This is a genomic window from Mesorhizobium sp. M4A.F.Ca.ET.090.04.2.1, from assembly GCF_003999085.1.
Classification (GTDB): Bacteria; Pseudomonadota; Alphaproteobacteria; order Rhizobiales; family Rhizobiaceae; genus Mesorhizobium.
On sequence record NZ_RZOT01000086.1, the window covers coordinates 1 to 13,706 of the forward strand.

15 protein-coding genes are annotated in these 13,706 nt (G+C 64.8%); 9 read left to right on the forward strand and 6 right to left on the reverse strand.

Annotated elements, in window-relative coordinates:
• The 3 genes from EN781_RS08830 to EN781_RS08840 all read left to right on the forward strand — a co-directional run.
• Nucleotides 1–1,243, forward strand: a 1,243-nt coding sequence (locus tag EN781_RS08830; protein WP_145965466.1) for an APC family permease, incomplete at its 5' end; no start/stop codon positions are given.
• Between the two features lie 48 nt (nt 1,244–1,291).
• The gene (locus tag EN781_RS08835) at nt 1,292–2,494 is read left to right on the forward strand and encodes a cytochrome P450 (RefSeq protein WP_245492569.1); all 1,203 of its coding nucleotides are present in this window, start codon (nt 1,292–1,294) and stop codon (nt 2,492–2,494) included.
• Nucleotides 2,491–3,981 carry an aldehyde dehydrogenase gene (locus tag EN781_RS08840; protein ID WP_126056104.1) on the forward strand — a complete coding sequence of 497 codons (1,491 nt, stop codon included), beginning with the start codon at nt 2,491–2,493 and terminating at the stop codon, nt 3,979–3,981. The genes EN781_RS08835 and EN781_RS08840 overlap by 4 nt, the downstream gene beginning before the upstream one ends.
• Before the next feature lie 7 nt (nt 3,982–3,988).
• On the opposite strand, the gene EN781_RS08845 is transcribed toward EN781_RS08840, so the two are convergent.
• Nucleotides 3,989–4,555, reverse strand: coding sequence for a TetR/AcrR family transcriptional regulator (locus tag EN781_RS08845; RefSeq protein WP_126056103.1), 567 nt, complete (start codon nt 4,553–4,555; stop codon nt 3,989–3,991).
• Between the two features lie 102 nt (nt 4,556–4,657).
• Between EN781_RS08845 and EN781_RS08850 the strand changes: the two genes are divergently transcribed.
• Both EN781_RS08850 and EN781_RS08855 read left to right on the forward strand, forming a co-directional pair.
• Complete coding sequence (locus EN781_RS08850; RefSeq protein ID WP_127399910.1) at nt 4,658–5,473, forward strand: oxidoreductase; 816 nt, start codon at nt 4,658–4,660, stop codon at nt 5,471–5,473.
• 66 nt (nt 5,474–5,539) lie between these two features.
• A complete protein-coding gene (locus EN781_RS08855) occupies nt 5,540–6,541 on the forward strand; it encodes an NADP-dependent oxidoreductase (RefSeq protein ID WP_127399911.1) in 1,002 nt (333 codons plus the stop codon).
• Between the two features lie 84 nt (nt 6,542–6,625).
• On the opposite strand, the gene EN781_RS08860 is transcribed toward EN781_RS08855, so the two are convergent.
• Together EN781_RS08860 and EN781_RS08865 are read right to left on the reverse strand one after the other, a co-directional pair.
• Nucleotides 6,626–7,774, reverse strand: a complete 1,149-nt coding sequence (locus tag EN781_RS08860) for an amidohydrolase (RefSeq protein WP_126056100.1) — start codon at nt 7,772–7,774, stop codon at nt 6,626–6,628.
• 92 nt (nt 7,775–7,866) lie between these two features.
• Entirely contained in the window at nt 7,867–8,322 is a 456-nt protein-coding gene (locus EN781_RS08865) for a hypothetical protein (protein WP_126056099.1), read from the reverse strand.
• Nucleotides 8,323–8,590: 268 nt separating this feature from the next.
• On the opposite strand from EN781_RS08865, the gene EN781_RS08870 reads away from it, so the two are divergent.
• The 4 genes from EN781_RS08870 to EN781_RS08885 all read left to right on the forward strand — a co-directional run bounded on the left by EN781_RS08870 (nt 8,591) and on the right by EN781_RS08885 (nt 12,504).
• Nucleotides 8,591–9,451: a xanthine dehydrogenase family protein subunit M gene (locus EN781_RS08870; RefSeq protein ID WP_126056098.1), complete on the forward strand. Its 861-nt coding sequence runs from the start codon at nt 8,591–8,593 to the stop codon at nt 9,449–9,451.
• Nucleotides 9,451–9,927 carry a (2Fe-2S)-binding protein gene (locus EN781_RS08875; protein WP_126056097.1) on the forward strand — a complete coding sequence of 159 codons (477 nt, stop codon included), beginning with the start codon at nt 9,451–9,453 and terminating at the stop codon, nt 9,925–9,927. The genes EN781_RS08870 and EN781_RS08875 overlap by 1 nt, the downstream gene beginning before the upstream one ends.
• A 1-nt stretch (nt 9,928) precedes the next feature.
• On the forward strand, nt 9,929–12,193 hold the full coding sequence (locus EN781_RS08880; protein WP_126056096.1) for a xanthine dehydrogenase family protein molybdopterin-binding subunit: 2,265 nt from the start codon (nt 9,929–9,931) through the stop codon (nt 12,191–12,193).
• A gap of 65 nt (nt 12,194–12,258) precedes the next feature.
• On the forward strand, nt 12,259–12,504 hold the full coding sequence (locus EN781_RS08885; RefSeq protein ID WP_127399912.1) for a MoaD/ThiS family protein: 246 nt from the start codon (nt 12,259–12,261) through the stop codon (nt 12,502–12,504).
• Between the two features lie 126 nt (nt 12,505–12,630).
• Here the strand turns inward: EN781_RS08885 and EN781_RS08890 are convergent, their stop codons facing one another.
• The 3 genes from EN781_RS08890 to EN781_RS35195 all read right to left on the reverse strand — a co-directional run.
• Complete coding sequence (locus EN781_RS08890) at nt 12,631–13,134, reverse strand: hypothetical protein (RefSeq protein WP_126056095.1); 504 nt, start codon at nt 13,132–13,134, stop codon at nt 12,631–12,633.
• 216 nt (nt 13,135–13,350) lie between these two features.
• Nucleotides 13,351–13,605 (reverse strand): helix-turn-helix domain-containing protein, encoded by a 255-nt coding sequence (locus EN781_RS08895; protein ID WP_245455558.1) that lies wholly within the window; start codon nt 13,603–13,605, stop codon nt 13,351–13,353.
• A partial coding sequence (locus tag EN781_RS35195) for a hypothetical protein (RefSeq protein ID WP_245492570.1) occupies nt 13,514–13,706 on the reverse strand: 193 nt, incomplete at its 5' end. The genes EN781_RS08895 and EN781_RS35195, both read right to left, overlap by 92 nt.

Consider the following 13,706-nt stretch of genomic DNA (forward strand, 5'->3'; position numbering starts at 1 on the left):
GGGCTACGTCGCCATGTCGCGTCACGTCGGCAATGCGGGAGCTTTCTATGCCTACGCGGCGCGCGGGCTCGGCGGCCTCGCCGGCGGCGCGACGGCGCTGATTGCCATCCTGTCCTACAACGCCATGCAGATCGGTGTCATGGGCTTGCTTGGCGCCGCGACCGCCGGCCTGTTCGCCGGTTGGGGCATCGCTTTGCCCTGGTGGGTGTGGAGCTTCATCGCCATCGCCATAGTCGCCGTGCTCGGTTACCGCCAGGTCGACCTGTCGGCCAAGATCCTGACCGTGCTCGTGCTTGCCGAATATGTCGTGGTGCTGATCCTCGACCTGACGATCCTCAGGACCGGCGGCGACAGCGGCCTGTCGGCGGCACCGTTCAGCTGGAGCCAGATCACGAGCGGCGCGCCGGCGATCGCCATCCTGTTCTGCTTCGCCGCCTTCATCGGCTTCGAGGCGACCACCATCTATGCCGAGGAGGCGCGCGACCCCAAGGTCACCATTCCGCGCGCCACCTATTTCTCCGTCATCCTGATCGGCCTGTTCTACATGGTCACCGCCTGGCTGATGGCGGTCGGCGCCGGTGTCGACAAGCTGCTGCCAGCCTTGCAGGGCCTGCAGGATCCGACCACCTTCCTGTTCGGCCTGTCCGATCGCTATGCCGGCACGCCGCTCACCCACGCCATGAGCATCTTGTTCGTGTCGAGCCTGTTCGCTGGCGTGCTGGCCTTCCACAACGCGGTCGCCCGCTACATCTATGTTGCGGGCCGTGAGAAGCTGCTGCCACAGACCATCGGCGTGACCCATTCGGCGCACCAGAGCCCGCATGTCGCCTCGGTCATCCAGACCGTGCTTGCCGCTGTTGTCGTCGGGCTCTTCGCCGTGCTCGGGCTCGACCCGGTGCTGGCGCTGTTTTCGTGGCTGACCAATGTCGCGACGCTCGGCGTCATCGTGATGATGGCCGTGGCCTCGCTGGCCGTGGTGATGTACTTCCGCGCCAATCCGTCCGCCCAGGAAAACGCGCTGAAGACCACCGTGCTGCCGGGGCTGACCTTCATCGCCTTCGTCATCATCATCTACCTGATCGTCATCAATTTCGGCAGCCTGTCGGGCGCTGGCGGCTTCCTCGGCGTGTTCCTGCCGTCCCTGGTGCTGATCGCCGCCGTGGTCGGCCTGTTGCTGGCGAGTGCATTGAAGGGCCGCGATCCAGTCGCCTTCGAAAATCTCGGAGTGCCTTTGAAGGACTGAAAGAAGTCAGGGGCGGCGGCTGACGCCGCCCCTTCCATCGCAGAGGGAGTGACGGCATTGAGCTTTGCCGACGAGATCACCGTCGAGGCGCTGGAAGCCGATCCTTACCCGATCTATGCCGAGCTCAGGCGCAGCGCCCCGGTCGCCTATGTGCCGGCGGTCAACCTCTGGTTCGTCACCCGCTGGAAGGATGTCGAGACCGTCGCCAAGTCGCCCGACATCTTCTCGGCGGTGGTCGGCACGTCGCCGGTCGAACGCTCCTTCGGCAAGCCGACCATCCTGACCACCGACGGCGAGACGCACAAAGACCTTCGCCAGGGCGTCGATCCAAAATATCGGCCGCGCACCGTCGCCTCCTATGCCGGCGACCTCGTGCGCTCGATCGCCGGGCCCTTTCTCGACCAGATCGCCGAACAGGGCACGGCGGAACTGATGGCAGACTATTTCGAGCCGGTGTCGACACTCAGCCTGGCGCGCTCGCTCGGCCTCGACGACATCGACATGCCGACCCTGCGGCGCTGGTTCTATGGCCTCGCCCAGGGCGCCATCAATTTCGAGAACGACCCGAAGCGGCAGGAGGTCGCCGATGCGATCAGCGCCGAGGTCGGCGCCGCCATCCTGCCGACGCTTGAGCGGCTCGCCCGCGAGCCCGACGACTCGGCGCTTTCGCACATGCTGCATGACGGCATGACGGAGGGGAAAACCCGTGCGATCGATTTCCTGATGCCGAGCATCAAGATCATCCTGCTCGGCGGCATGCAGGAGCCCGGCCATGGCGCCGGCTCGATCCTTGCCGGCCTGCTCGCCCATCCCGAACAGCTGCGGCAGGTGCTCGACGACCCCGAGACGTTCGTGCCGAGGGCGGTCGACGAGGGCCTGCGCTGGGTGGCGCCGATCGGCACCCAGACACGCCAGACGATGCGCGCGGTGGAGATCGGCGGAACCGTGATCCCCGCCGGCGCGCCGGTCGCTGCACTCGTCTCCTCGGCCAGCCGCGACGAAAGCCGCTTCACCGATCCCGATCGTTTCGACATCCATCGCGACGAAGGCAACCACGCCGCCTTCGGCTTCGGCCATCATTTCTGTTCCGGCCGCTTTTTCGCGCGCGAGCAGATGTGCCTGGCGGTACGGTTGTTGCTCGAGCGCTTCCCCGACCTGAAACTGGTGCCCGGGAAGCAACCGGTGTTCCGCGGCTGGGAGTTCCGCGCGCCTACCACCCTCAATGTTGCCTTCGGAGGCGCTGCCCAATGATCAGCCAGAGCACCATCGACACGCTGCGCAAGACCGAGGTCGGCGCGCGCAACCTGTTCATCGATGGCGTCCAGACGGCGGGCGCGACTGGCGCCACCTTGCCGGTGATCTCGCCGATCGACGGACGCCCATTCGCCAGCATCGCCGACGGCAATGCCGCCGATGTGGATCGCGCGGTGCTCGCTGCCCGCAAGGCCTTCGAGAAAGGTTCCTGGTCGCGCGCGGCTCCCGCCTTTCGCAAGAAGGTGCTGACGAAGCTCGCCGAACTGGTCGAGAGGCACGCCGACGAACTCGCCGTGCTCGGCGTGCGCGACAACGGCACCGAGATCGGCATGGCCTACAAGGCCGAGCCGGTGTCGGCGGCCGGCACCATCCGCTACTACGCCGAGGCGATCGACAAGATCTATGGCGAGATCGCGCCGACTGCCGACAATGTGCTGGGCCTGATCCACAAGGAACCGCTCGGCGTCGTAGGCGTCATCGTGCCGTGGAATTTCCCGCTGATGATTGGCGCCTGGAAGATCGCGCCGGCGCTCGCCGCCGGCAACTCGATCGTCGTCAAGCCGCCGGAAATCGCCTCGCTGACCCTGCTGCGGCTGGCCGAGCTTGCTGCCGAGGCCGGGTTGCCGGAAGGCGTTTTCAACGTCGTCACCGGCCGCGGCGCGGTGGCCGGCGAGGCGCTCGGCCTGCACATGGATGTTGACGCCATTGCCTTCACCGGTTCCGGTCCGGTCGGCCGCCGCCTGCTCGACTATTCGGCGCGCTCCAATTTGAAGCGCGTCTTCCTCGAGCTCGGCGGCAAGTCGCCCAACATCGTCTTTGCCGACGCGCCGGACCTCAGCCAAGCGGCCGTCGTGTCGGCCAATGGCATCTTCCGCAATTCCGGGCAGGTCTGCGTCGCCGGTTCCCGCCTGCTCGTCCAGGCGTCGATCTACGACCGCTTCATGGACGAGCTCCTCAAGGCGACCACGAAGCTGAAAGTCGGCGATCCGCTCGATCTCGGCAGCGATATCGGCGCGGTGTCGAGCGCCGAGCAGTTGACCAAGAATCTCAACTTCGTCGCCAAGGCGGCGGAGGAGGGCGCCCGCCTCGTCACCGGCGGTGAGCGCATCCTGACCGAGACCGGCGGCAGCTATATGGCGCCGACCATCTTCGAGAACGTGACCGAAAAGATGCAGCTCGCTCGCGAGGAGGTGTTCGGCCCCGTGCTCGGCGTCATGCGCTTCGATACCGAGGAGGAAGCTGTGAGCCTCGCCAATGCGACCGTCTACGGCCTGGCCTCCGCCGTGTGGACCTCGAACCTGTCGACGGCGCACCGCATGGTGCGCGCCATCAATGCCGGCGTCGTCCACGTCAACACCTATGGCGGCGCCGACATCACCGTGCCGCTCGGCGGCGTCAAGCAGTCCGGCTTCGGTCGCGACAAGTCGCTGCACGCCATCGACAAATACACCGACCTTAAGACGGCATGGATCGCGCTCGGCTGACGGCGGTCTAACGCTGCTGGATCAGCGTCCGCGCCGCATCCGCGCCCGCGGCAAGGATGCGATCCGACAGGTCCGTCCCCTGTACGGCGCGGGCCAGTTGCAGCGCGCCGATGAGCGTCGCGAACACACCCAGCGCCACGCCTTCCGGATCCTTGCCCTGCGGCAGCGCTGCGGCAACTTTCAGCACCTGTGACAGGAAGCGCTCGGTATAGACCTCGCGCGTTTCCGGCGGCTGGCGCGCGATCTCGGGCAACAGCGCCGCGGAGGCGCAGCCCTTTTCCGGATTGTCCCGATGCTCGGCCGACAGATACGCTTCTATGGCCTTTTCCGGGCCGCCCGAAGCCAACAATTCCTGAATTTGCCGCGACTGGGCATCCAGCGCCGCGGCCACGCTTTCGCGGACAAGCTCCGCCTTCGATTGAAAGTGCGGGTAGAAGGCCCCGTTCGTAAGCCCGGCGTCGCTCATGATGGTCGCCAGTCCGGACGCAGCGATGCCGTCGCTTCTAAAGCGTTCGGCGGCGACTTCCATGATCCGGCCGCGTGAGGCGTCCTTGCGGCCCTTTTCATAGCGCATGGCTGTACGTCCTTTCCGCTATTGCATTATGGTCATAATATTATATTATAGGCGTAATTTAATTGGCCGGAAAGACCGGCCTTGGCGATTTTGGAGCATGACATGAATGCGAATTCCGGAAAGACCGCTGTTGTGACCGGAGCCTCCTCGGGCATCGGCCGCGCCAGCGCCCAGGCCTTGGCGCGGGCGGGATTTACCGTCTTCGGGACAAGCCGCCGCGCGGCCGGCAACGGCCCGGACGGGGTAACCATGCTGGCCTGCGACGTAACCGATGGCGAGGCCATCACCGCACTCGTCTCGACGGTGCTCTCGCGTACCGGCCGGATCGATGTGCTGGTCAACAATGCCGGCGTCGGCATGATTGGCGGCGCCGAGGAATTCTCGATCGCGCAGGTACAGGCACTGTTCGACGTCAATCTGTTTGGCGCCGTGCGCATGACCAACGCGGTATTGCCGTCGATGCGGCGGCATGGCGAAGGGCGCATCATCAACATCGGCTCGATATTGGGTCTCGTGCCGGCGCCGTATTCGGCCCACTATTCGGCGGCCAAGCACGCGATCGAGGGCTATTCGGAATCGCTCGATCACGAGGTTCGTGCCTTCAACATTCGCGTCTCCGTCATCGAGCCGGCATTCGTGCGCACCGTCTTCGACCAGAACGGGATCGAGCCGGATTCCCCGTTGCAGGAATATGATCGGGCGCGCGCCGGAGTCGACGCCCTGCTTCGCGATGTGATGCCGAAGGCCGACCGGCCGGAAGTGGTGGCGGATGTGGTCGTCAAGGCCGCGACCGATGCCCGTCCGCGGCGGCGCTACACCGCCGGCAAGGCCGCGCGGCAGGTCAACATGCTGCGCCGCTTTGTCCCCGCCGAGATGTTCGACAAGAGCTTGCGCAAGCAGTTCCGCTTGCCGGTCTGAACAGGCGCAGGGCAGGGGGATTCTCACCGTGCGGCACACCAAAACCACTTTCAGGAAGTTACTGCCATGAAGGCATTCGTTGTCGACAAGTATAACAAGAAGGCCATCCTGCGGCTGGCCGAGATGCCGGAGCCGAAGCTCGGGGTCAGCGATGTCCTGGTCGAGATCCATGCGGCGGCGGTGAACCTTCTCGATTCCAAGGTCAGGACCGGAGAGTTCAAGCTCATCCTGCCCTATAGCCGGCCCTTCATCCTCGGCCACGACGTGGCCGGCAAGGTCATCCGCGTGGGATCGAAAGTTCGCAGGTTCAAACCCGGCGACGAGGTCTATGCGCGGCCGCGCGATGGCCGGATCGGGGCATTCGCCGAGTTCATCGCCATCGATGAAGCCGACGTCGCCCTGAAGCCCAGCAATCTCAGCATGGAGGAGGCGGCCTCGATCCCCCTGGTCGGTCTGACCGCCTGGCAGGTGCTCGTTGAAAGGGCAAAGCTGAGCAAAGGACAGAAGGTCTTCATCCAGGCCGGCTCCGGCGGCGTCGGCATATTCGCGATCCAGCTGGCAAAGCATCTCGGCGCGACCGTTGCGACGACGGCGAGCGCAACAAGCGCTGCTCTGGTCAAGGGCCTCGGCGCCGATGTCGTCGTCGACTACCGGAAAGACGACTTCGAAAAAATCCTGTCGGGCTACGATATCGTCGTGAACAGCCAGGACGCCCAAACACTCGAAAAGTCGCTCACTGTGCTCAAACCCGGCGGCAAGCTCATCTCGATCTCCGGCCCGCCGGATCCCGAATTCGCCAGGGAAAAGGGGTTGAACCTGGTGCTGAGGACGCTCCTGCGCCTTCTTAGCCGCGCCATTCGGTCCAAAGCCAGGCGCCGTGGCGTCAGCTTTTCGTTCCTGTTCATGTGGGCGCAGGGCGACCAGTTGGGCAAGATCACCGCCCTCATCGAGTCCGGCGCGATCCGCCCGGTTGTCGATCGGGTCTTTCCCTTCGAAGCGACCAACGAGGCCCTGGCCTACGTCGAAACGGGACGCGCCAAGGGCAAGGTGGTCATCAAGGTCAGATAGCGACAGCCATCTTTGGGGTTCGCAATGACCTTCGCTTGGCCAATGACTTTCGCTTGGCGTTGACTCGCGCCCGCCAGCCAACCCTCACCCCAGCAAGTTGCGCGCCGTGCGCATGAATATCCTCGACCCGATCGGGATCAGGTCGTCCGGAAAATCGTAGTCCGGATTGTGGAGCGCCGGATAGCGCTCGCAGGCGCCGAGGAAGAACATCGCCGACTTGGCGCTGTGGCCGAACAGGCCGAAATCCTCCGAGGCGCGCATCGGCAGGGCTTCCTCGCCGTGGACGACGCTTTCTTCGTCGAGCGCGCGGCGCAGATGCGCCACCGCGTCGGGTGCGTTGATGCTGGCGACGAAGATCTCGTGGTAGTCGGAGCTTAAGGCCAGGCGATGCCGGCCGGCGATTTCCGCGGCCAGCGCTTGAGCGGCGGCGCAGAGATCCGCCATGCGCTCGTCGCGCCGGGTGCGCAGCGTCGCCCAGACCTCAGCATGGGCGGGCGCGATGCCGAACACGGCTTCGCCCATCTCGGCATGGGTGACGGTCACCATTGAGAAGTCGTCGTCGGCGAAGCTGCCGCGCCCGAGCGCCGGCAGCGCCGGCATCAGCTCACTGATCGCCAGCATCGGCGAGATGCCGGTCTCGGGCATCGACGAATGCGCGGTCTTGCCCTCCAGCACGATGCGCATGCCGCGCGAGGCGCAGTTGACCACACCGCTCTTCAGCCGTACCTCGCCGAACGGCACGCCGGGCAGATTGTGCAGCGAGAAGGCGAAATCCGGGGTGATCTCGCTGAAGCGCGGATCGGCGACGACGCCGGCCGCGCCATTGCCGGTTTCTTCCGCCGGCTGGAACATCAGCACGACGCGGCCGCTAGCCGGCCGCTCACGCCCGAGTTGACGGCCGAGCGCGGCCAGGATCGCGGTGTGCCCGTCATGGCCGCACATATGCGACTTGCCCGGCACCTGCGAGGCATGCGGCACGCCGGAGAGTTCCTCGATCGGCAACGCGTCGAGTTCCGAGCGGAACAGTACGGTCGGGCCGGCTCGGCCGCTGTCGTAGACCGCCGCAACGCCGTGTCCGCCCAGTCCGGTCAGCACCTTGTCCGGCCCCGTGTCGGCGAGGAAGGAGACGACTTCCGTTGCCGTTTTCTCCTCCTCATTCGAAATCTCCGGCTGCCGGTGCAGCTTGCGCCGCCACGCGGTCAGCTCGACAATATCCTGATTGGTCAGGGTCATGCTTCTTGGCCTCCGATGACGACTTGCTAGCCACAAATGGCCGTGCCCGCCACGGTCCAGGTTCCGGGCTCGGGCGGGCCAGGCCACCGGCCCTACTTCACGCGGTTGGGGCACAGCGCCTTGAACTGCTCCAGCGTATAGTCGTAGCCGGAAGCGCCGGAGCCATCGAGCACCACATTGTCATCAATCGATGTGATCAGATAGTCCGTCGTCACATCGGTGCCCTTGTTGCGGCCCTGGAACAGCATGCTGGCGCCATAGAAGGTGGTGAACTTGCCGGTCTTGCAGTTGGCGGTGATCTCGAAGTGCAGAGGCGACTTCATTTCCGCGTCGATGCAATCCTTGGAGAAATCGTGGCCATATTCGCGGCAGTAGACGCCCGCCTTCTGCCTGTCGTGTTTAGCCAGGATGCTGGCGTGCGTGGAGCCGATGCCCGTCTTTTTCACGATGGTAAGTTCCATTCCCACCCTGGCGCCGTAGTAAATCGTACTCGCCTGCGCTGCTGTCGCGAGGATCAAGGCGGTGAGGACAACCAAAAGATGTCGCATGGAAACTTCTCCCTTGACCGGAGAGGTTTCACGCGAGCGATCGTCGGGTCAAGCCCCTGCGGCGGTTCATCGTTTCGCGGCAACGCCGAGCCGCTTACCCTTTGTTTGACGCAATTCCGGGCGGCCGACGGTCAGCCGAACCGGCGTGCGCCGGTGGGACTGCATTTTGCCTCGCCTTGGCCCAATCGCCACCGATGCGGAAGAGGATGGCCATTATGAGGAGACCCTTTATAACGGTCGACAAGATTGCGATAACCATGAGGAGACGATGCGCTACATACGTCCGCATTCAATCGAAGATGCCGTTGGCCAATTGGCCGGGTCGGCCGGCACGGCCGCCATCCTCGCCGGAGGCAGCGACCTGCTGGTGAGGATGAAGGGCGGCTTCATCGAACCCGACCTGATCGTCGACATCAAGGCCATTGAGGGCCTGAGCGAGATCCGCGAAACCGCAGAAGGCTTCAGCATCGGAGCCGCCGTCCCCTGCGCCGTGCTGGGCGAGAGCGCTTCCTTGAAGAAGGCGTGGCCGGGCGTCGTCGAGGCGGCGAAGCTGATCGGCTCCAAGCAGGTGCAGGGACGCTGCACCATCGTCGGCAATCTCTGCAATGCCTCGCCGGCCGCCGACAGCGTGCCGGCGCTGGTAGCCGCCGGCGCCAGGGCAGTCGTTGCCGGATCTTCGGGCAAGCGCACGATTGCCGTGGAGGCGGTGCCGACCGGTCCGGGCCGGACCTCGCTCGCCAAGGGCGAGATCATCGAGGCGATCCTGCTCGACAAACGTGCGCCGCATTCGGGCGATGCCTATCTGCGCTTCATTCCGCGCACCGAGATGGACATCGCCGTGGTCAGCGCCGGCGTGAACCTGACGCTCGACGAGCAGGGCGTGGTCAAGGCGGCCCGCGTGGCGCTGGGTGCCGCGGCGCCGACGGTGCTGCTGGTGGACGAGGCCGCCGAGGCCCTCATCGGCAGGACGCTCGACGAAGCAGCGCTCGAGCGGCTGGCCAAGGTCTGCTCCGGCGCCTGCCGTCCCATCGACGACAAGCGGGGCACCATCGAGTTCAGACGGAAAGTTGCGGGTGTGCTGGCCAGGAGAGCCGCCACGACCGCCTATCAGCGCGCAGGAGGCAAGTGATGGCCGGTGTAGCAGTCTCAACGACAATCAACGGCGATCACGTCGAATATCTTTGCCAGCCGGACGAGACCCTGCTCGACGTGCTGCGCGACCGGCTCGGGCTGACCGGCGCCAAGGAAGGCTGCGGCACCGGCGACTGCGGCGCCTGCAGCATCATCCTCGACGACCGGCTGGTCTGCTCCTGCCTGGTGCTTGGCGCCGAGGCTGAAGGCCGGCGCGTCGAGACCGTCGAGGGCATGGCGCATGGCGAGAAACTGCATCCGCTGCAGCAGAAATTCCTCGAGCACGCCGCGCTTCAGTGCGGAATCTGCACGCCGGGTTTTTTGATCGCGGCGAAGGACCTTTTGGCAAAGAACCCCGACCCGACCGAGGAGGAAATCCGCTTCGGCCTCGCCGGAAACCTCTGCCGCTGCACCGGCTATGACAAGATCGTGCGCGCCGTCCAGGACGCGGCGAACGTGATGAAGGGAGCCTGAGATGAATTTCGATCCGCGCTACTCGGGACGCAATTTCTCTTCCGTCGGCACGCGCCCTATTCGCCCCGACGGCGTCGACAAGGTGACCGGCCGCGCCCGCTATGGCGCCGACTTCAACATGGCCGGCCAGCTCGTCGGGCGCGTGCTGCGCAGCCCACACGCCCATGCGATCATCAGGAAGATCGACACCTCGAAGGCCGAAAAACTCGCCGGCGTGAAGGCGGTGGTCACCGCGGCCGACCTGCCAGACCTTACCGATGGCGATACCGCTATGTACGACATCCTCGACAATTGCATGGCGCGCACCAAGTCGCTCTATGACGGCCATGCGGTGGCCGCGGTCGCCGCCGTCGATGCCCGCACCGCCAGGCAGGCGCTGAAGCTGATCGAGGTCGACTACGAGGTGTTGCCGCATGTGACCGATGTCGACGAGGCGATGAAGCACACCGCACCGCTCGTCAACGACGCCACCTTCACCGAGGGCCTCGAGGAAAAGCCGGCAAAGCCGTCCAACGTCACCAAGCGCAGCCAGTTTGGCCATGGCGACGTCCATCAGGGTTTCGGCCAGGCCGACTTCATCGTCGAGCGCTCGTTCAAGACCGAGCAGACGCACCAGGGCTATATCGAGCCGCATGCCTGCGTGGCGAGCGTCAGCACCGACGGCACAGCCGAGCTGTGGGTCTGCACGCAGGGCCACTTCGTCTACCGCCAGCACTGCGCGCAACTGCTTGGCATCGAAGCCTCGAAGCTGCGCGTCACCTCCTCCGAGATCGGCGGCGGCTTCGGCGGCAAGACCCATGTCTGGGCCGAACCGGTGGCGCTGGCGCTGTCGCGCAAGGCCGGACGGCCGGTGAAGCTGGTGATGACCCGCGACGAGGTGTTCCGCGCCTCGGGCCCGACCAGCGCCACCTCGATCGACGTCAAGATCGGCGCCCGCAAGGACGGCACCATCACCGCCGCCGAAGCGACGCTGCGCTACACGAGCGGCCCCTATGCCGGGACGTGGGCCGAGATCGGCGCCATGACCGCCTTCGCCTGCTACAAGCTTGAGAACGTCAAGACCGTCGGCTACGAAGTACTGGTCAACCGGCCGAAGACCGCCGCCTATCGCGCGCCCTCGGCACCCATGGCGGCCTTCGCGGTGGAAAGCGCCGTCGATGAGCTGGCCAAGGAGATCGGCATCGACCCGGTCGACTTCCGCATCAAGAATGCGGCTCACGAAGGCACACGCTCCTCCTACGGCCCGGTCTACGGCCCGATCGGCATCGGCCCGACACTGGAGGCGGCGAAGAACCATCCGCACATGAAGGCGCCGTTGGCGAAGAACCAGGGCAGGGGCATGGCCTGCGGCTTCTGGTTCAACTTCGGCGGCCAGACCTGCACCGACCTGAACATCGGCATGGACGGCTCGGTCTCGCTGGCCGTCGGCACGGTCGACGTCGGTGGTTCACGGGCCTCGTTGTCACTGGTGGCGGCGGAGGAGCTCGGCATCGACTATTCGCAAGTCAAGGCGATCGTCGCCGACACGTCCTCCCTCGGTTACAACGACATGACCGACGGCAGCCGCGGCACCTTCTCCTCCTCCATGGCGACGATCTCGGCCGCCCGCAACGCGATCAAGATCCTGCGTGAGCGCGCCGCGCAGATGTGGGACATCTCGGTCGATGACGTCGCCTGGGAACAGGGCCACGCGGTCGCCAAGGGCGAGAAGCACGGCAATCTCGGCAAACTGTCGCTGAAGGAGATCGCCGCCGATTCCGGCAAGACCGGCGGACCGATCGCCGGCCACAGCGAGCTGGTCGCCGACGGCGCCGGCGTGTCCTTCGCCACCCATATCTGCGACATCGAGGTCGATCCCGACACCGGCGCCACCAGGGTGATCCGCTACACCGTGGTGCAGGATGCCGGCAAGGCGGTGCACCCGACCTATGTCGAGGGCCAGTACCAGGGCGGTGCCGCGCAAGGCATCGGCTGGGCGCTCAACGAGGAGTATATCTACGGCAAGGACGGGCGCCTGCAGAACCCCGGCTTCCTCGACTACCGCATCCCGGTTTGCTCGGACCTGCCGATGATCGACACGCAGATCCTTGAGATCCCCAACCCCAACCACCCCTATGGGGTGCGCGGCGTCGGCGAGACCTCGATCGTGCCGCCGCTGGCGGCGATCGCCAATGCGGTGTCGAACGCCGCTGGCGTGCGCATGACGCACATCCCGATGTCGCCGCCGCGGATCCTGGCGGCGATCGAGGCGGAACGGGAAGGCTAGAGCAATGCTGAAAAGCGCTAAGCGGTTTTCGGCTTACGCCACGGTCCAATGAGGTTCTGGCGCTGATGGTCGAAGTGACGCTCTGGGGATCGCTTGGCGCGCTCGCCGGAGGCCAGAGTAAGGTCGAGGTCGAGGCCAAGGACATCAGGGAGCTGTTCCGGAAACTTTCGGAACAGTATCCCGCCTTCGAGCCGCTGATCGATCGCGGCATCGCTGTCGCGATCGACGGCACGATCTATCGGGATACGTGGTCGAAGGAATTGCCTGAGGGGGCGGAGATTTTTCTGCTGCCAAGACTGGCGGGGGGATAGGCCGGCAGCCGACCGCCCCCGCATGGCCAGTCGATCCGGCTGCCACGAGGCCTTGCTCCTGCTTTCACAGATTTCGCGCGAGTTAGATCCGGTGCTGGTCGTCGCCTCGACCCAGCTTTCACGTCTCTATAGGCCCGCAAGGGCCTGAGCGGTAAGCAGCCGAGCGACCAAACGGTACTGCTCTACGAGGAAATCCTCATTGGTGAACCACTCGGCATAGGGCGCCATGCGAACGCCCTGCGCTTCAGCATCCTTGATTTGGCTGGCGCCGGCGAACATGAGCCGTTTGCCGTCCGATGAACGAACCATCTCAGCGCTGACGGTCATCGCAATGCCTCGCCCATCGCCGACTGGTACGCTTAATGCGTTGTAGACATTGATCTTCAGCTTGGCGGAGGCGCCCGATGCCGCGTCTGTTACGCGATATCCCTTGCTAATAAGGTCTTCCTTCGCCTGACTCTCGATGAGCTCGCGGAGATTTGTGCGCGTGTCCACGATCTCTTGAAGACGAGAAGTAGCCTCTGATACCGTGGCGGGCACTTTCCCGGAACTTGCATTTGCCTCACTTGAATTTGGCGCAAAGACAGAGGCTTTCGACAGCTGCACAGGCTCCACGTAGACGGAGCCCATGGAGGCCTTGCTCTGCGGGTCAATGGAGGACGAGACGCAAGCGGTAAGAGCAACCGCTGCAAAGACAACAAGACTGCGGCGAAGCACTGGAATCTCCAAATTTTCAAAGTCGATTCGCCATACTACGGAACCGGCAATTCGGGGAGTACCGCACACGTTGCGACAAATTGGTCGTTTAGCGCGGACTGCGATCCGGACCGATCGGAACTGCGAACCTCAGCGATAATTTTGGTGCTTTGGGCCCGACGCTTGTGGTGTCACTGACAAGTCGCCTGCGGCGCAGCGCAGGCCGCCCCGTCTGCCGTGAGCGAGCGCGCGAACAGAATTTGGAGCCTCTCCAAAATGCTCGCGGAAGGTTTTTGAAAAATGCGAAGGAGACTCAAAGCCGCAGGCAACGGCGATCTCCAGGATCCGCAGTTCGGTCGAATCCGGCAGCTGCGGCGAAGCGCCCTCTTCGGTAGCTCGCGACAACTTTCGCCGGCGTCCACTCAAGGCCGCGCCATGCGATCCAAAGCAAGACGGCTTGACCGGCGAAGCCGACGACGATCGAAGTAACAGCTATCCCCGAGATG